The 18,667-nt window shown below is 33.4% G+C and carries 15 protein-coding genes; 11 read left to right on the plus strand and 4 right to left on the minus strand.

What is annotated here, in order from left to right; genetic code table 11:
• Positions 1-404: 404 nt before the first annotated feature.
• Positions 405-2,570, minus strand: coding sequence for a TonB-dependent receptor (locus tag ACFO3N_RS08345; protein WP_379796814.1), 2,166 nt, complete (start codon positions 2,568-2,570; stop codon positions 405-407).
• A 141-nt stretch (positions 2,571-2,711) separates the two neighbouring features.
• Here ACFO3N_RS08345 and ACFO3N_RS08350 point away from each other — a divergent pair, with 141 nt between their 5' ends.
• The 9 genes from ACFO3N_RS08350 (at position 2,712) to ACFO3N_RS08390 (ending at position 9,354) form a co-directional block, all read left to right on the plus strand.
• Positions 2,712-3,170: a DinB family protein gene (locus ACFO3N_RS08350; protein ID WP_379796816.1), complete on the plus strand. Its 459-nt coding sequence runs from the start codon at positions 2,712-2,714 to the stop codon at positions 3,168-3,170.
• Positions 3,171-3,331: 161 nt separating this feature from the next.
• Complete coding sequence (locus ACFO3N_RS08355) at positions 3,332-3,790, plus strand: YciI family protein (RefSeq protein WP_379796818.1); 459 nt, start codon at positions 3,332-3,334, stop codon at positions 3,788-3,790.
• Between the two features lie 3 nt (positions 3,791-3,793).
• Positions 3,794-4,369, plus strand: a complete 576-nt coding sequence (locus tag ACFO3N_RS08360; protein ID WP_379796820.1) for a sugar O-acetyltransferase — start codon at positions 3,794-3,796, stop codon at positions 4,367-4,369.
• On the plus strand, positions 4,369-4,758 hold the full coding sequence (gene gloA2 / locus ACFO3N_RS08365) for an SMU1112c/YaeR family gloxylase I-like metalloprotein (RefSeq protein WP_379796822.1): 390 nt from the start codon (positions 4,369-4,371) through the stop codon (positions 4,756-4,758). The genes ACFO3N_RS08360 and gloA2 overlap by 1 nt, the downstream gene beginning before the upstream one ends.
• Positions 4,759-5,100: 342 nt before the next feature.
• Entirely contained in the window at positions 5,101-6,384 is a 1,284-nt protein-coding gene (locus tag ACFO3N_RS08370) for a chloride channel protein (protein ID WP_379796824.1), read from the plus strand.
• Positions 6,385-6,468: 84 nt separating this feature from the next.
• A complete protein-coding gene (locus tag ACFO3N_RS08375) occupies positions 6,469-7,068 on the plus strand; it encodes an HPP family protein (RefSeq protein WP_379796826.1) in 600 nt (199 codons plus the stop codon).
• A gap of 188 nt (positions 7,069-7,256) precedes the next feature.
• The gene (locus ACFO3N_RS08380; protein WP_125719847.1) at positions 7,257-7,799 is read left to right on the plus strand and encodes an IS1096 element passenger TnpR family protein; all 543 of its coding nucleotides are present in this window, start codon (positions 7,257-7,259) and stop codon (positions 7,797-7,799) included.
• Positions 7,800-7,891: 92 nt separating this feature from the next.
• On the plus strand, positions 7,892-8,251 hold the full coding sequence (locus ACFO3N_RS08385; RefSeq protein ID WP_320492283.1) for a four helix bundle protein: 360 nt from the start codon (positions 7,892-7,894) through the stop codon (positions 8,249-8,251).
• A 44-nt stretch (positions 8,252-8,295) separates the two neighbouring features.
• A complete protein-coding gene (locus tag ACFO3N_RS08390; RefSeq protein ID WP_095931005.1) occupies positions 8,296-9,354 on the plus strand; it encodes a nucleoid-associated protein in 1,059 nt (352 codons plus the stop codon).
• Between the two features lie 90 nt (positions 9,355-9,444).
• Here ACFO3N_RS08390 and ACFO3N_RS08395 read toward each other — a convergent pair whose 3' ends face one another.
• Positions 9,445-10,026, minus strand: coding sequence for a TetR/AcrR family transcriptional regulator (locus ACFO3N_RS08395; RefSeq protein WP_379796829.1), 582 nt, complete (start codon positions 10,024-10,026; stop codon positions 9,445-9,447).
• A 72-nt stretch (positions 10,027-10,098) separates the two neighbouring features.
• Complete coding sequence (locus ACFO3N_RS08400) at positions 10,099-10,851, minus strand: SDR family oxidoreductase (RefSeq protein ID WP_379796831.1); 753 nt, start codon at positions 10,849-10,851, stop codon at positions 10,099-10,101.
• A gap of 227 nt (positions 10,852-11,078) precedes the next feature.
• Here ACFO3N_RS08400 and ACFO3N_RS08405 point away from each other — a divergent pair, with 227 nt between their 5' ends.
• The gene (locus ACFO3N_RS08405; protein ID WP_379796833.1) at positions 11,079-13,448 is read left to right on the plus strand and encodes a GAF domain-containing protein; all 2,370 of its coding nucleotides are present in this window, start codon (positions 11,079-11,081) and stop codon (positions 13,446-13,448) included.
• 166 nt (positions 13,449-13,614) lie between these two features.
• Here the strand turns inward: ACFO3N_RS08405 and ACFO3N_RS08410 are convergent, their stop codons facing one another.
• Positions 13,615-14,802: a Pycsar system effector family protein gene (locus ACFO3N_RS08410; protein ID WP_095931009.1), complete on the minus strand. Its 1,188-nt coding sequence runs from the start codon at positions 14,800-14,802 to the stop codon at positions 13,615-13,617.
• A gap of 26 nt (positions 14,803-14,828) precedes the next feature.
• Here ACFO3N_RS08410 and ACFO3N_RS08415 point away from each other — a divergent pair, with 26 nt between their 5' ends.
• Entirely contained in the window at positions 14,829-18,560 is a 3,732-nt protein-coding gene (locus ACFO3N_RS08415; RefSeq protein ID WP_379796835.1) for a metallophosphoesterase, read from the plus strand.
• Positions 18,561-18,667 lie beyond the last annotated feature (107 nt).

Genomic DNA, 18,667 nt, shown 5'->3' on the forward strand with positions numbered 1-18,667 from the left:
TCTGAGTTGCTAAGGTTCTAAGTTTTTTTTCTTAGTGTCTTAACAACTTACTCTCTCCAATTTTATTGATGATTAAAAACTCTTTATTTTTCAAGTCTATAAGTTTTTAAGAAATCTCAGTTTCTAAGCTTTTTTACTTAGCACCTTAGAGTCTTAGCCTCTTAGCGACTTTTTTAATTTATAATTCAAAAGTATGCTGGTTTTTAGTCTTTTAAAATTAAATGCTACTGAGTTGTTGATTTTGGTTACTGAATTGTTTCTTTTTGAGTGACAAAGGTTCTGAGTCACAAAGTGACAAAGGTATTTCCCGTAAACTATTAAGGCTTTGTCCCTTTGTTACTTTGTTACTTTGTTACTTTGTCACTTTGTTACTTTGTCATTTTGTCACTTTGTCACTTTGCAGCTTATAAGTTTTTCAACTGATTCTCATTTTTATTCTGGCTAATCGTCCAGAAGAAACCTACGAAGAAGAATCTATCTGCTGTTGGAACCACGGCTTGTCTTTGATACACTCCACTTGGATCTGGATTTCTAGCATAATCGTAACCGAAAACATTTTGTGTTCCTAAGACATTTGAAACCGAGAAATAAAGGATTTTTTGTGTCGTTAATAAATACGCCCAGTTAAAACTCAAACTATTGTATGATTTTGTTTTTCCGTTCATAAATTGAGTCTGATTCGGATCATTGTACGGACGTCCTGTACTGAAACTGTTTGTAAAACCAACTTGCGATTTCCAATCTGTAATGAAATATTTCGTTACAACAGATAAATTATGATTTGCAATAAAACTTGGAGTTGCCATGTAAGGAAAGTTTTTATATTGTCTTTCTGAATCGATATAAGAGTAGGAAATCCAATATTCTAAGTTTTTGTACAAATTGCTATCTCTCCAAAAAATATCCAATCCTTTTGCATAACCCGATCCGTTGTTATTGAAAACCGAATTGTATTGAATATCTCTTGTATCATACTGCACCAAATTGCTATAATCTTTGTAATAAGCCTCTGCTCTAAGGGTTTGCCCAGGTCTTGTAAACGTATAATTCAAAATATAATGGCTTGCCTTCTCGCTTTCAAACTGATGGTATTTAGAAAACTTAATATAATCTACAACTGGTGTCTGAGTAAAATCTCCGTAAGCAAAAGAAAACTGGCTGCTTTTCGAAGCTTTATATCCTAGTGAAGCTCTTGGGGCAATATTGTTTTCGTTTAACAAACTGTTATTAGAAAATCTCAAACCTACTTTTAAGGCTAGTTTTTTAGAAAACATAACATCACCTTCTGTATATGCTGCAAAAATGTTCGAATCGTAACCATTTGTAACATCAAGCGCAATATTATCGGCTACATTTTCATTGTATTTTGTAATGAAATAATCCGTTCCGAAAGACAATTTAAAATAGTTTGAAAATTTCTTGCTTAACTTCAATTTCAACTGAGCTGCATTTTCCTGACTATCAACTCCCGTGATATCATATTTAAGTTTGTTTTTGCTGTAACCGTAACTAACTCCGGAAGTAATCTGCCATCCTGTTCCGAAACTTCCTTTGTATGAAGAATTCAAATAGAAGTTGTTATTGTTCATATCGGTTCGAATCGGGTTTTCGAAATTGACGTTTTTCTGATTTAAATCGAATTTTTCAGAATCGAATGAAGCATACAATTTAAAAATTCCATTTGTGAAATTATATCTGTAAACCGTTTCGCCTCCAAGTGATTGATAAGGATTGTTCCAATCTACATTTTGCGGAATCACGGCCTGATAAGGAGCCAAGTTGATATAAGCCATATTTACGCTTAAAGAACTTTTTTTGAATTTCTGTGTATTACCCAGACTCAAACCAACCGTCATTAATCCGATATCTGTTTTTTCATGATCTTCCTCGTCCTGAGTATTTAAAAGTAAAACACTTGACAAAGCTTCTCCATATTCTGCAGAATAACCACCCGTAGAAAATGCAATTCCGCTAAACAAGAAAGGAGAAAAACGGCTTCTTGTTGGTAAATTGTTCGTTGTTGCACCGTAAGGCTGTGCTACACGAATTCCGTCAACAAAAGTCTGAGTTTCGCTTGCCTCACCTCCACGTACAAACAAACGTCCGTCTTCCCCAACTGACTGCGTTCCTGGCAAAGTCTGTAATGCCGCCACAATATTTCCAGCAGACCCGGCTGTTGTAACAATGTCCAGAGGTTTTAAAACAGAAACTCTTGCCTTGTCTCCAGATTCTAAAGTTCCCGCTGTAATCACAACCGCATCTAGAGCATTAACATTTTCTCTTAATTTTACCGTTTGGTCTTTATAATTGGCAACATCAATTTCTTGTTTGAAAGTTTCAAAAAGCAAAAAGCTAACTACTAAAAATTTGTTTCCTGTTTCTGTCGTTTCAAAAGAGAAATCTCCAGTTTCAGAACTTGTTGCTCCATCATAAGTTCCGTCAATATATATGTTTGCACCTGCAACTGGTTTTCCTTTTTGATCTACTACTTTTCCTGAAATTGTATTTTGAGCAAAAATTACTGCAGTAAAAAATAAAAAACTAACGGTAAAAAATAATTTGGTTTTCATGTCATCTTTGGTTTTTGATGAAGCAAATGTATTTTAACATTAAACGTTAAAAAATATATAATAACCCAATTGTAGATTTTCGAGGATGAGTTGTAAAATACTAATTTGTATCTTAGCTAGGAAAACCAAAATCATTATTTTATGTCAGAAAGTAAACGAATTTCAAATCTATATCAGTCTATTTATAATGGAAATCCTTGGCTTGAAGTTAATTTAGACAATACTTTAAAAAATGTTACAGCTGAGCAAGCTTACAGAAAAATAAACCCAAACCTGAATACAATCTGGGAAATTGTAAATCATTTGATTCAATGGAGAAGAAATATTTTAGAACGCATGCAGGGCGAAGTAATTATTACTCCAGATCATAATTATTTTGTTCCTGTTTTAGATCCTTCTGAAGCTGCATGGGAACAATCTCTTCAAACCTTAGCAAAATCTCAAGACTCTTGGAATGCTTTTTTTGAAAATTTTAATGACGAAGATTTATCGAAGATTTATGTTAATAACGGTCATACATATTACGAACACATTCACGGGATTATTCAGCATGATGTTTATCATTTGGGACAGATCGTTATTTTGAAGAAATTGCTTTAATTTAATTCTAACACATAGAAACATAGGTTCTATACCTCAAAGAGAGAGAATTTGAAAAATCTAGATTTAACACATAGTTCTATGTGGAAATCTTAAAATGAAATGCCTTTACCACGTTTTAAAAGCTATGTTTCTATGTGTTGAAATAAAAAATCATTGATATGAAAAATTCACTAATTGTTCTCGCATTTTTGGTTTTTAATGCAATCGGTTTTTCGCAAGAAACTGAAGTGAAATATGATGAAAACCTCGCAAAATCTCTTCATGCCGACGAATACGGAATGAAGAAATATGTTTTTTGTCTTTTAAAATCTGGAAGCAACAAAATCGCTTCTAAAGAAGAAACCAAAAAACTTTTTGAAGGTCACATGGAAAACATTGGTAAATTAGCCAAAGAAGGAAAACTGGTTGTTGCAGGACCATTCATGAAAAATGACAGAAATTATCGTGGTATTTACATCTTTAATGTAGAAACCATAGAAGAAGCCAAAGCTCTTGTCGCCACCGATCCAGCCATAAAGGCCAATTTACTCGAAGCCGAATTAACGCCTTGGTACTGCACCGCAGCTTTGCAGGAAACTGTAAAAATACACGAGAAAATTGCCAAGACGAAAATGTAAAATATGAAAACAGAAAAAGAAAAAATGATCTCTGGCGAATATTATAATGCCTTTGATCCAGAATTAGTAAAAGGACGCCGAAATGCCAAAAATCTTTTACACACTTTAAACGTAAAAGAATACCGAGTTACCAAAAAAGCTAAAGAGATCTTAAAAGAATTAATTCCAAATACTGGAGCTGGTTTTTATATTGAACCTCCTTTTCATTGTGATTATGGCTATAATATTTTTGCTGGCGAAAATGTTTATTTTAATGTGAATTGTGTGGTTTTGGACTGCGCACCAGTAAATATCGGATCAAATGTGTTCATTGCGCCAAATGTTCAAATTTATACCGCTTCGCATCCGCTTGACGCTGAATTAAGAAAAACATTAGAAAATGCTTATCCTGTTACAATTGGAGACGATTGCTGGATTGGCGGAAATTCTGTTATCTGCCCAGGCGTAACAATAGGAAAAGGTTGTGTTATTGGCGCTGGATCTGTTGTTACAAAAGATATTCCAGACAATTCACTAGCGGTTGGAAATCCAGCAAAAGTAATTCGAAAATTAAATCAAGAACCTGAATCAAAATCATAATGCTTACCCTTAATAAAGTTCATCATATTGCTATTTTATGTTCCGATTACGAAAAATCGAAACACTTCTATACCCAGATTTTAGGTTTAACCATAATTAGAGAAATCTATCGCGAAGAACGCCAGTCTTATAAATTAGATTTAGCTTTAAATGGTTCGTATGTTGTTGAATTATTTTCATTTCCAGATCCACCGAAAAGACCTTCTAGACCAGAGGCTGTTGGTTTAAGACATCTGGCTTTTGAAGTTATTAATCTAGAAGAAACTATTGCTTTTTTAACTTCAAAAAACATAGAATCAGAACCCATTAGAATTGATGAAACGACTGAAAAACGTTTTACTTTTATTGCAGATCCTGATTTATTGCCGATTGAGTTTTATGAGCGTTAGGCTTTTTTGCCACGAAGGCGCTAAGGCACAAAGTTTTTTTCTCATTTTTGTCATTTCGACGAAGGAGAAATCACACTAGAAACTCCGTAAAGCATGTCGCCAATCTTTGTCGAATCCCGAGTGTGATTTCTCCTTCGTCGAAATGACAAACTGCGTTTCTAATCCTTGCTTTAAATAAAAAACTTTGCGTCTTAGCGCCTTCGTGGCAAAACCATAAACCGAAAGAATTTTCCTGTTTATATCGATTTTAACACACTAAAATGAATATTTTCTAGAAAAAACCGAATTTGATGCTTAATTTTGTAATCCGCAGAAAAAAAATGCGGAATTCTCAAACTTATAATGATGAACAAAACGGCGCAAATCAAAAAAAATCATCAATTAATTAAACTCCGAAAATTAGTTATTGTTTCTATCTTAATTGGCTTTCTTTCTGCCTTTCTCGGAATTTCACTAAAAAAAATAACAGAATACTACGAAGAAATCTTCTTTCACGAAGTATCGGTTCACCCTATTTTTTATATCGTATTTCCAGTTTTCGGATTATCGGTAATTTATTTTTTAAGGCAATATCTTTTTAAGAAAAAAGAAAATAAAGGAATCAAAGAAGTTTTTGAAAGCACAGCATCAAAATCTAAAAATCTTCCGTCTTATAAAATTCCGTCGCATTTCATAAACGGATTACTAACGGTTATTTTTGGAGGTTCTACAGGAATCGAAGTTTCTACCGTTGTCGCTACAGCAACTATTGGGTCTGTTGCGCATGAAAAAGAAAATGTTTTCCGTCAATACAAAACAGAATTAATCTGTGCTGGAGTTGCAGCAGGTGTTACAGCACTTTTCAGCAGTCCGATTGCGGGAGTTTTATTTGCTTTCGAAGTAATTTCTAGAAAAGTAAGTCGCGCTTTCATCATTTCAAATTTAATCGCGGTTTCTATTGCATTTGGTTTATTAACGATTTTAAAAGAAGAACCTTTATTTGCAGTTTCAATTGCAACTTGGAATTTAAAAGCAATTCCGTACTTCATTCTTTTAGGAATTTTAGCTGGAATGAATTCGGTTTACCTAACACGTTGTGTCTTATTCTTCAAATCGCAATTTGGTAAAATCGACACCCATTATTACAAAATCATTTTAGGTTCAGCGGTTTTAAGTATTTCCTTATTCTTTTTCCCTCAATTATACGGGGAAGGTTATCACGCCATTAAAGGAATTTTTGGAAATGCACCTCAAACCCAATTGACTATAACTTTGGCTTTAACATTTATCGGAATTTTAATTCTAAAACCAATTGTTACCTCAATAACATTGGCTTCAGGAGGTGATGGCGGTGTTTTTGCTCCAAGTTTATTCATAGGAGCTTTTTTAGGATTATTATTGGCTTCGATCTTAAACAGCTTTTTCCATGTAAATGTAATTCCGGTTAACTTTATGATTATCGGAATGGCGGCGGTTCTTAGTGCAAGTATTCATGCGCCTTTTACAGCAATATTCTTGGTTTGCGGATTAACAAATGATTATACTTTGTTTTTCCCAATTCTTGTAGTTTGTTTAATTTCAAAATACACTGCAAAAACAATTTATCCGTATACCGTTTATAGTTATTCTCCAAGTTTAGTTAAATAATTTCAGATTACTAATAATCTGGAATTAAAAACGTACAGCAAAGTATATTTAAAAGCATAACGAGTAAAATATAATACCACAATAATGCCAACTGAAAAAATAAAAAGAAGCTATCGCAAAACACGTTACATTCTTTACAAAGAAACTTTAATAGATTATAAGGAACACTTTTGGTCATTTTTAGGTTCTTTCGTCGGAATCGGAATTTTAGCTTATGTACAATCCATACATTTTTCTGGGCCTGATGCAGTTTATTTAATTGGTTCTTTTGGAGCATCGAGTGTTTTAGTTTACGGAATTATTCAGAGTCCGTTCTCTCAACCGCGAAATTTAGTTGGCGGACACGTAATTTCTGCTCTTGTAGGCGTTACGGTCCATAAACTAGTTCCAGACATTATGTGGATTGCAGCACCTTTAGCGGTTTCAATAGCCATTATTTTAATGCAGATTACCAAAACGCTTCACCCACCTGGAGGAGCAACAGCTTTAATTGCAGTTATCGGAACAGAAAAAGTAAAAGCTTTAGGTTATATGTATGTGCTTTCTCCCGTTTTTACAGGAGTTATGATATTGCTTTTCACGGCTTTGATTTTTAATAATATGACTTCAAGCAGAAGTTATCCAAGCCACAACACTTATCACAAACATTATCATAAAATTAGAAAAAGACTGGCGAGAAAATAGTTTTATGCTATTGTATGTCACCCTGAGCGAAGTCGAAGGGCGTTCCAATTGGGAAAGAGCTTCGACTTCGCTCAGCCTGACAAACTATTGACAATCAATTTTCTAAAATCTTTTCAACAAATCGTAATTCACAATTCGTATTTCGTTTTTTATATTTTACCTTTGACCTCTCAATAAAAACAAAGATTATGGTTTATAAATTTAGAGTTATTCTAGACGCCGAAGAAGATATTTTTAGAGACATTGCTATTCTTGAGGAAGATACTCTTGAGGATTTACACAATGCAATCTTCAACTCTTTTGGCTTTGACGGATCAGAAGTGGCTTCATTTTATACTTGTGATGATACTTGGAATCAAGAAGATGAAATTCCGCTTTTCGATACAGGAGATGTTCCTGGCGAAATAAGAACCATGAACGATTATCCGTTATCTAGTATTTTAGACAAAGAAAATACTAAAATTATCTACGTTTATGACTTCATCAGTATGTGGACTTTCTTAGTTGAATTGGCTGCCGTTGAAGATGAACAAGTTGGAGTTACTTACCCAGAAACTTTGTTTTCTCACGGTGAAATGCCAGCAGATGCTATCGAAAAAAACTTTGAAGCCGATGACATGCATGATGACATCTACGGAGAATTTGAAGACGACCTAGACGAAGACGATCTTGACATGTTCGAAGGCGATGACAGCTTCGAAGATTATGGATTTGAGGAAAATTGGAACTAACGTTAAGTTGCTAAGATGCTGAGACTCTAAGATCCTGAGTTTTTTATTTGAAAGATTTTTCTTATTTTTAATGTTAATTAAAAAATAAGAAAATGAGTCATTTTAGAAAAATTTTGGTCTGGCAGAAATCAATTTCCTTAGTTACAAAAATTTATAAAGTAACAAGAACTTTTCCAAAAGAAGAAACTTTTGGATTAACTTCACAAATACGTCGAAGTTCAGTATCAATCCCAAGTAATATTGCAGAAGGATCTGGAAGAGAAAGCAATAAAGATTTTTTACGGTTTTTATATATTTCTCTAGGCTCCTTATTTGAAATGCAGACCCAACTTGAAATTGCAAAAAATATAATTTATATAAACGAAGAAGAATTTAACCTTTTATATGAGGATAGTCGAGAGATCGAAAGAATGTTAGCGTCATTAATTAGAAAATTAAAAGACAGCAATTAAAAACTTAGTATCTTAGAAACTTAGAATCTCAGCAACTCAAAAATATGATCAACTTATTCAATACCCACATCGACACCCTTTCCATACACCGCGTTGGAAACAAAAGTCGTAACGAAGCTATTTTTTTATCAGAGCAACCATTCAACTTAAATGATGAAATTGTTCCTTTGATTAAAGAATTCTTTTTTAAGCCTTTTAGAGAAAAAGAAGAAAACTATTATCAGTTTGCACACGAAGTGGACTTGGACTACAACGACATGTTTAAGTATGCAACTGAGATTTTTGCAAATCCGTCAAATGTTCATGAGGTTTCTAAAAACATCACAAAACATTTATACGAGCAGTCAAATCACCCGCACATTAAAAACGGAGAGGTTTATGTAACCTATTTGACAAACTTAAGTATTGATAACAATGTTGTTGATGCAATCGGAATTTTTAAAAGTGAGTTACAAGCAGACTTTTTACAGTTTGAAGAAAATAACAGTAACCTTGAGATGATTTTACAACAGGGAATCAACCTGAATAAATTAGATAAAGGATGCTTGATCTTCAACTACAAAAAAGAAGAAGGATACAAAATCCTGACTGTAGACAGCAACCGTTATGATGCACGTTACTGGTTAGAGCACTTTTTATCTGTAGATGCTTTTGAAGATGAAAATTTCATCACTAAAAAATATTTGAAATTCTGTCAAAACTTCGCAAAAGACGTGGTTTTGCCAGCAGAAGACAAGAAAGAGGAAGTAATGTTTATGAACCGATCTGTGAATTATTTCGCTAAAAATGATCAGTTTGAAGAACAGAATTTCTTGAATGAAGTAATTGATAATCCTGATTTGATCCCTGAATTTAAAAACTATAAAGTTGATAAAGGAGAAAAATACAGCATCGAAGATGTTACCTCATTCCCTATTGCCAACGCAGCAGTTTCTGACGCTAGAAAATCGATTAAAAATGTAATTAATTTGGATACTCATATTCAGATTAAAATGGATTTTATTAATCCTGAAAGTGCAGAAAAATTTGTTGAAAAAGGCTGGGATGAAGAAAAACAAATGTATTACTACTTAGTTTACTTCAACAAAGAAGAAAAAAGCTAAGAAGTTTTCATTTTCTATTACTTACTTATTAATACAGAAAACGGCAGTTACAAATGTAACTGCCGTTTTTTTTTGTCTTAAATTTTAATGTTATAAAACCGAAAATACAGCTTTTACAATATCATCGTAAACTTGTTTGTTTCTTTCTCCAGCACGAGCCAAAACTCGAATTCCGGAATAATTATTAAAGATAAATCGAGCCAAAACTTTTGCATCCAACTGTGTGGAAATATGTCCAGCCTCCTGCCCTTTTTTAACGGCATTTGTAAAAACTTCTTCCATCGTTTGGCTGTTGCTTTTTACAATTTTGGCAATTTCTTCATCGTGCATAGCCAATTCTACAGACGAGTTAACCATAAAACAGCCTTTTGTAATTCGGTCTTCCAAACTTTCGATTACAGCTTGCTTAAAAATAGCCTGTAATGTTTCTTTAACATTTTCAGATTTTTCTAAAAGCTCTTTGACAGTATCTTGCGATTGTTGCTGATAACGCTGTAAAGACTTTGCAAACAATTGCTGCTTATCGCCAAAAGTATCATACAAACTAGAACGGCTCAAACCTAAGTGAGTTACCAAATCCTGAGCCGAAGTTCCGTTGTAACCTTTGTGCCAAAAAATTTCTATTGCTTTATCTAAAGCCTGATCTTCATTAAATTCTTTCGTTCTAGCCATGACATTCAAATTAAATTCATCTACAAAGATATAAAAATACGGAACAATCGTTCCCGAATTAGTCAAAAAAAATTATAATACGCTATTTACGATCAGTCCACCATCAACCACAATTTCAGATCCAGTTATAAACGAAGCATCCTCTGAAGCTAGGAAACTAACTGTTTTTGCAACTTCTGCAGCTTGTCCAAAACGTTTTAATAAAATTTTCTCACCTAAAGCAGCTCCTAATCCTTCTACTTCTTCTTTTTCTAAACCAACTTTTCCGTACAATGGTGTTTCAATCGGGCCAGGAGAAACTGCATTTACTCTAATTTTTCTTGAGGCCAATTCTACAGCAAAAACTTTATTTAAAGATAATACCGCTGCCTTACTTGCTGCATAAACACTAGAATTTGGCATTCCAACGTGAGCATTTACGGAAGTATTAAAGATAATTGAACCTCCATCGTTTAAAATTGGCAATACTTTTTGAACTGTAAAATAAACTCCTTTTACATTAACGTTCATGATACTATCGTAATGATCTTCTGAAGCTGAATCTAGAGGCGCAAAAGCTGCTATTCCTGCATTCAAGAATAAAATATCCACTTTTCCGAATTTTGCTTTTACTTCTTCAACCAAATTGTCAATTGATTTTAAATCAGATTGATCGGCTACAATTCCAGTGACATTCAATTCTGTTTCTGCTTTTGTTAAAGCTTCTTTGTTTCTTCCCGTTACAATTACTTTTGCTCCTTTTGATACAAAATCGGCTGCAGCTGCATATCCAATTCCGCTATTACCACCTGTCACGATTGCTACTTTGTTTTCTAAACTTTTCATTTTTATTTGTTTTTAAGTTATTGATTATTCAATTATTACAGTACAAAGATACAATAACGGAACGATCGTTCCGTTATTAATAATGTTAATTTTTAGTTAAAATAAAAAAGAGCTTCTTGAAACCCTTTAATTCTAAGGGAAACAACTATTTAACTATAGAGGAAAGAAATCGAAAAATGTCGAGTATTCTTAATTTATCCTTAATTTTGCATTAAAAAATTACTCAGATGGATATTCAATTTTTTAAAGAAAGTCCTTTTACCACTATAATTTCATTTCATAAGCTAATTGAATCTTTTGAAGAAATTGCACAATCAGACATTGATTACAGATCAAACTATGCCAAAGCGATTTTAGAACAGATTGAATTAATTCCGGAACTTAGGACTGGAATCCAAGATTATTCGGTTATCAAAAACAATGAAGCTTTAATTAAAAATATATTAGCCGATTTATTTCCGACTGCATTGACGCAGAACGAAATAAAAGCGGTAACGATTCCGTTTCAAAATATCTCTTTCAATTATACGGAGCGTTTCAAGAAAATTTTGAAAAATGCGGGAGATGAATTTTATATGGAAATTCGTGATTTTAGCGAACATCAATTTTACATCAATAACTGCTGTTTAATTTTAAGCAATTATTACAAACAGCATATCGATTTCAATCAGCCCTTTTTTTATGACATTCCAGATGAAAATGGTATTGAAAAGCATTATAGAATTTTGTACAATGCTGATTTCATGGAAATTATTCCAACTGAAAATTCTATACCATTAACTCAAGAAGATATCGATCAATTGATTGATAATTATAATGATATTAATTTGTGGAAATCTAAGTTCCCGAAAGGAAGTTGGATTTTAAGAGGTTTCGGAATTGTTTCTTTGTTTGATGCCACAACAGAAAGTGCTATTTCTATTTTGAAAAGTAATTTGCTAAAGCCTGGACCAAAAACAGTTGCTACAGATCAGGAAGTTTCTAATATTTTTCAGTCCATTTTTAATCTTCCTAATTTAAAAGTCGGATTTATTATTTACAACCCAGAGGAAGAGAAATTTATCAGACCAGCAAAATACGAAAATCAAATGAAAAGCTTCTTACTTTCTTCTGATCAGGAAGTAGATTGCAAAAATGCTTTTTTTGGATGTTCTTTTGAAAATTTACTGGACAATAGAGAGCCTTTCGTTATTTCTAATGTCAGCAAATTCACTGAAGAACAAACCAATAAAAGACTTGGCGAACATTTACTACAACAAGGAATTCAGAGTTGCATATTTGCTCCCGTTATCAAAAGCGGACATTTATTGGGTGTTGTCGAATTGGTTTCTGAAAATCCGAGAGATTTAAACAGCGTAAATGCTACAAAACTAGACTTGGTTCTTCCCTATTTAACTGACACAATTGATCGCTACAATACTGATATGCAACATCAGATCGAGGCGATAATTCAGCGAGAATATACTACAATTCACCCTAGCGTTTATTGGAAATTTAAAAGGGAATCGCAGAATTACTTTCAGAATATGAACCATACTAAAGATTATATTTTTAAAGAAATTGTCTTTAAAAATGTATATCCGCTGTATGGCCAAATAGATATTAAAGGTTCGTCTGAACACCGAAATGAAACGGTAAAAATTGATTTAAAAAGTCAGCTTACAGCTCTTTTGGAGATCTTTGATAATCAAGAATCTAATTCGAATCTTGTTCTTTTGGAACAGAGAAAATTTGAACTGGAATCACTTAGAAGCGAATTGGATTTTCCGTTAAAAGCAGATACAGAACAACATGTTCAGCGTTATATTGAAGAAGAAATTCATCCGATCTTAAAAAATACCAAAAGCAATGCAAAAAGCGAAAAACTGGAAAAATTGTACTTTGAAAAACTGGATGAAAAAACCGGAATGTTTTACCACGAAAGAAAAAAGTTCGACAATGCAATGTCAATTATCAATAAAAGATTGGCAACTGTTTTAGACAGAAAACAAGTTGAAGCGCAACAGATTTATCCGCATTATTACGAACGTTTTAAAACAGATGGTGTAGAACATAATTTATATATTGGAGCTTCAATTTCGCCAACAAAACCATTCGATATCATGTATCTGCACAATCTTCGATTATGGCAATTGCAGACTTTATGCGAAATGGAATTAGAGCATCATGATCTTAAAGAATCTCTGCCTTACGAATTGGATGTTACTTCGTTGATTTTGGTTTTCAGTTCTGCCCTTTCAATCCGTTTTAGAATGGATGAAAAGCGTTTTGACGTTGATGGAACTTATAATGCAAGATATGAAGTCGTTAAAAAACGAATTGACAAATCGCATATTAAAGGAACAAACGAAAGAATTACGGAGAAAGAGAAAATCACAATTGTATACTCTCAAAATAGCGAAGAAGCAGAATATTTAAAATACATTAAATATTTACAGCACAAGAAAATTCTTGAGCCTTCTATTGAACAATTTGAAGTTGAAGATCTTCAAGGAGTTTCAGGTTTGAGAGCGATTCGTGTCAAAGTAATCAACAATAATTCAAACCCAGAAATTAAGAAAATAACTTATCAGGATTTATTAGATGAGCTCAACTAAATAGTTGGGCTTTTTTTGTTGGCGATGATGTATTGAACACGGATAAAACGGATTCGCTATCGCGAAAACGCGGATGAACACAGATTTTTTTATTTGTTTTTAGATTAAAAATCCGTTTTTTTTCCGCGTTTTCGCGATAGCGAATCCGTAAAATCTGCGTCTAATTTTAAATGGATTTAAAAGCAATCACAAATGCGATTACGGTTATGATGATTCCGAACATAAAAAAGTTATAGGCAATTCGGAGTAAATTATATTTTCGCTGTAAAACCAATCCTAGATAATACAAATCTTTGATCATGGTTGAGTACAAATAATCACGGTCTTTCATCATTTCATTCATTGCCCAATCGTAATCTTCAAGAGGCATTTTATAGAAATTTCCAAAAAACATTAAATTCACTTTTTTAGCTTCCACATCGTCTCTTGTAAAAAATCCAGAAGTTACTTTTGGACGCGTAGAAAGAATCGCAAAAATAATGGTGATTACACTAGACATCAGCATAATAAAAGTAGGAACAACTAAATGTGCATTTTTTGGACTGTCTAATTTTGGAATAATAGAAGATAAGGCAATCGAAATAATAATCGCATTTACCGACAATAATATATTGGCTTTACTATCTGCAATACCGCTTAGACGAGTATGATTTCCGAGAGTGACACGAAACAGAGTATCAATTCCGCGGTCTGGTTTTTCAGCTTTTTCAGCTTTTTCTTTCTTTTTATTTTCTTCCTCAAGTGCAGCAGCGGCTTTCAATTCCTGCTTATTGATTTTTTTCTGAATCATTAAGAGATTTTTTTCCTTCAAAGGTTGCCATTTTCTTAAAGCGTAATCGGTATAAAATCTATGTTTATTCAACAAGAAATTCAAATTTTCTCTTGTCCATTCGGCATTAGAAAAACTAACTATTCCTGCATTTTTCAATTCCAGACGCAATAATTCACAAGTTGTAGCATATTCCGCTCCCATTAAATGCGCATAATCGGCATCTCTTATAATTTTTTCAAGATGCGTTTTAGGTTCATATTCTTTAACTGTAGCCAAAATTAAACTTGAAACAAGCGCAATAAATTCTTCCGATTTTCCTTTTTTACGCAAAAAATCTGCTGCAATTTCAGTACTTTTCTGCTCATGATTTTCATATCCTTCTATATATCCAGTGTCGTGAAACCATGCAGCAACCAAAAGTGCCTCTTTGTCCTCGCCTTCTACATCCTCTTTTTTACAAAGTTCTTTTACCGCTGTAACCACCGTAAAAGTATGATTAAAATTATGGTAAGAATATAGATTAGAAAGTTTATCTTTGAGTAAATTACCGACAAAATCTTCGGATTGTTCTATTAGATTCATAAAGAATATTTTTATACCACTAAATTATGAAATTGTTTTTGGATAATCATTTTATTGCCAAGATTAAAAACTTTTCTTTGGCAATTATGGCCCTATTTATCGTTTACTCTTGTTCTACGCGCAAACCGCAGTACGGGAAAAACGTTAGTGCCAACGAAACAGAAAACGCAACTGACACTATAAAAATTGCACATACATTTTTTCTTGTTGGAGATGCTGGAAATGCTGACGAAGAACAAGCGCAACAAACGCTAGAACTTTTGCACCAAAAGCTGAAGAAAGCAAATAAAAAATCGACACTTCTTTTCTTGGGGGATAACATTTACCCTAAAGGTTTTCCAGGTAACAAAAAACCTGAAGACAAGGCTTTAGCAGAAACAAAACTGACGAATCAATTAAAATTAACGGAAGGTTTTAAAGGAAGAACCATTGTAATTCCTGGAAATCATGATTGGTACAGCGGAATTAAAGGTTTAGAACGTCAAGCCGATTTTGTAACGAAATATTTGAACGACAAAAAAGGATTTCTTCCGAGAAAATCATGCCCGATTGAAGATGTAAAAATTGATAGCGTTACTACTTTGATAGCTGTTGATAGTGAATGGTTTTTGGAGGATTGGAACGATCACCCAACCATAAATGATAATTGTGAAATAAAAACTAGAGAAGCATTTTTTGAAGAATTAGAAAGCCTTTTAAATAAAAATCAAGAAAAGACAGTTGTCTTAGCCATTCATCATCCATTATTAAGCAACGGAACCCACGGCGGACAATTTTCGTTAGAAAAACAATTATTCCCTCTAGAACAAAAAATTCCGCTTCCGGTAATTGGCTCTTTTATTAATTTAGTTCGAAAAACATCTGGCGTTAGTCCGCAGGATATTCAAAATAAGCAATATACTATTTATGCTAAAAGAATAAAAACACTTTTGCAAAAGCAGAAAAATGTCATTGTAGTTTCTGGACACGATCACAATCTGCAATATATCAGTAAAGAAAACATTCAGCAGATTATTAGTGGTGCAGGATCAAAATCTGAAGCCGCAAGAGCCATTAATCCTTATGATTTTTCATATGGCGGAAATGGTTATGCTGTCTTAACAATGTTTAAAAGCGGTGATGCTAAAGTTTCGTACTATGGAAATGAAAACAACAAAGAGAAACTTCTTTTTGAACGTGAAATTATAAAAGCTAAAGAAATTAACTGGGCTTCAGATATTCCGAATAAATTTCCTGCTACAGTGACCACTTCTATTTATTCTCCAAAAATGACTCAAAAAGGTGCGTTTCACAGATTTTTATTTGGGCAACATTACAGAAAATATTACAGTATGCCAATTGAAGCTACAACAGCAACGGTTGATACTTTAAAAGGTGGCTTGAAACCAATTCGCGAAGGCGGCGGACATCAATCGGTTTCCTTAAGAATGTCTGATCCTCAAGGACGTGAATATGTAATGCGTGCAATGAAAAAAAGTGCCACTGTATTTTTACAATCAGTAGCTTTTAAAGATCAATATGTGGTAAATGATTTTCAAAAAACATATGCAGAAGATTTCTTATTTGATTTTTATACGACTTCTCACCCCTATTCTTCTTTTGCAATTGGGAGCATGTCTGATCAAATTGGTTTGAGACATACCAATCCGATTTTATATTATATTCCGAAACAAAATGGTTTGGGCGAATTTAATGCCAGTTTTGGAGATCAACTATATATGGTAGAAGAAAGACCGGCTGATAATCATTTGGATGGTAAAAATTTCGGTAAGCCAAGCAACATCATCGGAACTGATGATATGATGCTAAATCTTCATAAAGATGAGAAATATGGGGTTGATGAAAAAGAATATATAAAAGCACGTTTATTTGATATCCTTCTAGGAGATTGGGACAGACACAGCGATCAATGGCGTTGGGCTGAATACAAAGAAGATGGAAAAGTAATTTATAGACCAATTCCGAGAGATCGTGATCAGGCTTTTGTAAAATACGATGGCGCTTTGCTTTCCCTTTTAATGAATATGCCACCGCTTCGTCATATGCGTTCTTTTAAAGGCGACAGAATCAATGTAAAATGGCTAGGAAGAGAACCTTACCCGATGGATTTGGCATTTTTAAAAACTGCTCAAGAAAAAGATTGGGTTGAACAGGCTAAATATATTCAGGAAAGCTTGACAGATGCTGATATTGATGCGGCTTTCAAAAATATGCCTAAAGAAGTTCAGGATGAAACGGTCGATGAAATAAAAGCAAAACTAAAAAGCAGAAAAAGAGATCTTCAAAAGTATGCTCGCAGATATTCTGATGTTCTACGCAAAACAGTTATGATTGCTGGAACAGACAAAAAAGACAAATTTGTTTTAAACCATAATGTAAAAAAAGGAATTGAAATTCAGGTTTTCAGAATTAAAAAAGAAGGAGATGAATTGCTTTACACTAAAAATGTAACGGATGATAAAACCAAAAATCTTTGGATTTACGGACTAGACGATAATGATGTTTTTGAAGTAAAAGGGGAAGAAAAATCAAGCATTAAAATTCGTTTGATTGGAGGTCAAAACAATGACACTTATAACATTGAAAACGGAAGAAAAGTGATTGTTTACGACTTCAAATCAAAAGAAAACACTTATAACTTAGATTCAAAGGCACAAACGCAACTGACAGATGACTATGATGTTAATTTGTATAACTACGAAAAACCTAAATACAACGTAATTGCTGGACTTCCGAACATTGGATATAATCCTGATGATGGTGTAAAAATGGGCGTTAACTTAAATTATACCGTTAATAATTTTAAACAAAATCCTTACACGCAAAGACATATTTTTAATGCTTTTTACTATTTCGCTACCGGTGGTTTAGAATTTAATTATGCAGCACATTTCCCAGGCTTATTAGGAAAATGGGTTATTGATGTGGAATCTTTATATACGACTCCAAACTTTGCCATGAACTATTTTGGTTATGGAAATGAATCGCAGTATGATGATGATTTAGGATTGGATTATAATCGTGTTCGTATTAGAAAATTTAATGCCTCGGGTGCTGTGAGACACGTTGGAAGATATGGAAGTGAATTTAGCATACAGCCTATTTTTCAGAGAATGACAGTTGAAGAAACCGAAAACCGATATATTAATATTCCTGGAATCGTAAATCCTGATGTATTTAATAGCCAGAATTTTGGAAGTCTAAAGATAAAATATCTCTTTAAAAATTCAGATTTCGCTGCAAAACCAACTTTAGGTATGGCTTTTATGGTTGCTGCCACTTGGACAACGAATTTGGATGATACTAAGAAAAATTTCCCTACTCTAGAGAGCTTCTTAGGTTTTACACACAAGATTGATCATAACGGAAAATTGATATTGGCTACTTACGTAAAAGGAAAGGCTATTTTCAACAATAATTACGAATTCTATCAAGGTGCTTCTCTTGGTGGCGATACCGATTTACGAGGTTTTAGAAATGAGCGTTTCTTAGGAAGTTCGTACTTTTCTCAAAGTTCAGATTTACGTTTAAGCATTGGAAAAATCCGCAAAACGATTGTTCCTTTTACATACGGAATTTTAGGTGGTTTCGACTACGGAAGAGTTTGGCTTGATGGCGAAGATTCTAAAAAATGGCACCACGATTACGGCGGCGGGCTTTGGTTGAATGCCATAAATGTTATCACAGCCAGAATTTCTTATTTCAAATCTCCTGACGAAATTGGAAGGGTGATTTTTGGAGCGGCATATAGCTTTTAAAAAAGATGCTGAGATTCTGAGATACTAAGGCTCTAAGTTTTTTTTAGCTCTGAGTTTAAAAAAACAGCCACGAATTCGTGAATTCGTGGCTGTTTTTTTTTCTTAAA

The organism is Flavobacterium chungangensis (assembly GCF_042654045.1).
GTDB lineage: Bacteria > Bacteroidota > Bacteroidia > Flavobacteriales > Flavobacteriaceae > Flavobacterium > Flavobacterium chungangensis.

Excerpts from the sequence above, each read along its gene's own strand:
- ACFO3N_RS08345 (WP_379796814.1), bottom strand. The coding sequence starts at position 2,570 with ATGAAAACCAAATTATTTTTTACCGTTAGTTTTTTATTTTTTACTGCA.
- ACFO3N_RS08350 (WP_379796816.1), top strand. The coding sequence starts at position 2,712 with ATGTCAGAAAGTAAACGAATTTCAAATCTATATCAGTCTATTTATAAT.
- ACFO3N_RS08355 (WP_379796818.1), top strand. The coding sequence starts at position 3,332 with ATGAAAAATTCACTAATTGTTCTCGCATTTTTGGTTTTTAATGCAATC.
- ACFO3N_RS08360 (WP_379796820.1), top strand. The coding sequence starts at position 3,794 with ATGAAAACAGAAAAAGAAAAAATGATCTCTGGCGAATATTATAATGCC.
- gloA2 (WP_379796822.1), top strand. The coding sequence starts at position 4,369 with ATGCTTACCCTTAATAAAGTTCATCATATTGCTATTTTATGTTCCGAT.
- ACFO3N_RS08370 (WP_379796824.1), top strand. The coding sequence starts at position 5,101 with ATGATGAACAAAACGGCGCAAATCAAAAAAAATCATCAATTAATTAAA.
- ACFO3N_RS08375 (WP_379796826.1), top strand. The coding sequence starts at position 6,469 with ATGCCAACTGAAAAAATAAAAAGAAGCTATCGCAAAACACGTTACATT.
- ACFO3N_RS08380 (WP_125719847.1), top strand. The coding sequence starts at position 7,257 with ATGGTTTATAAATTTAGAGTTATTCTAGACGCCGAAGAAGATATTTTT.
- ACFO3N_RS08385 (WP_320492283.1), top strand. The coding sequence starts at position 7,892 with ATGAGTCATTTTAGAAAAATTTTGGTCTGGCAGAAATCAATTTCCTTA.
- ACFO3N_RS08390 (WP_095931005.1), top strand. The coding sequence starts at position 8,296 with ATGATCAACTTATTCAATACCCACATCGACACCCTTTCCATACACCGC.
- ACFO3N_RS08395 (WP_379796829.1), bottom strand. The coding sequence starts at position 10,026 with ATGGCTAGAACGAAAGAATTTAATGAAGATCAGGCTTTAGATAAAGCA.
- ACFO3N_RS08400 (WP_379796831.1), bottom strand. The coding sequence starts at position 10,851 with ATGAAAAGTTTAGAAAACAAAGTAGCAATCGTGACAGGTGGTAATAGC.
- ACFO3N_RS08405 (WP_379796833.1), top strand. The coding sequence starts at position 11,079 with ATGGATATTCAATTTTTTAAAGAAAGTCCTTTTACCACTATAATTTCA.
- ACFO3N_RS08410 (WP_095931009.1), bottom strand. The coding sequence starts at position 14,802 with ATGAATCTAATAGAACAATCCGAAGATTTTGTCGGTAATTTACTCAAA.
- ACFO3N_RS08415 (WP_379796835.1), top strand. The coding sequence starts at position 14,829 with ATGAAATTGTTTTTGGATAATCATTTTATTGCCAAGATTAAAAACTTT.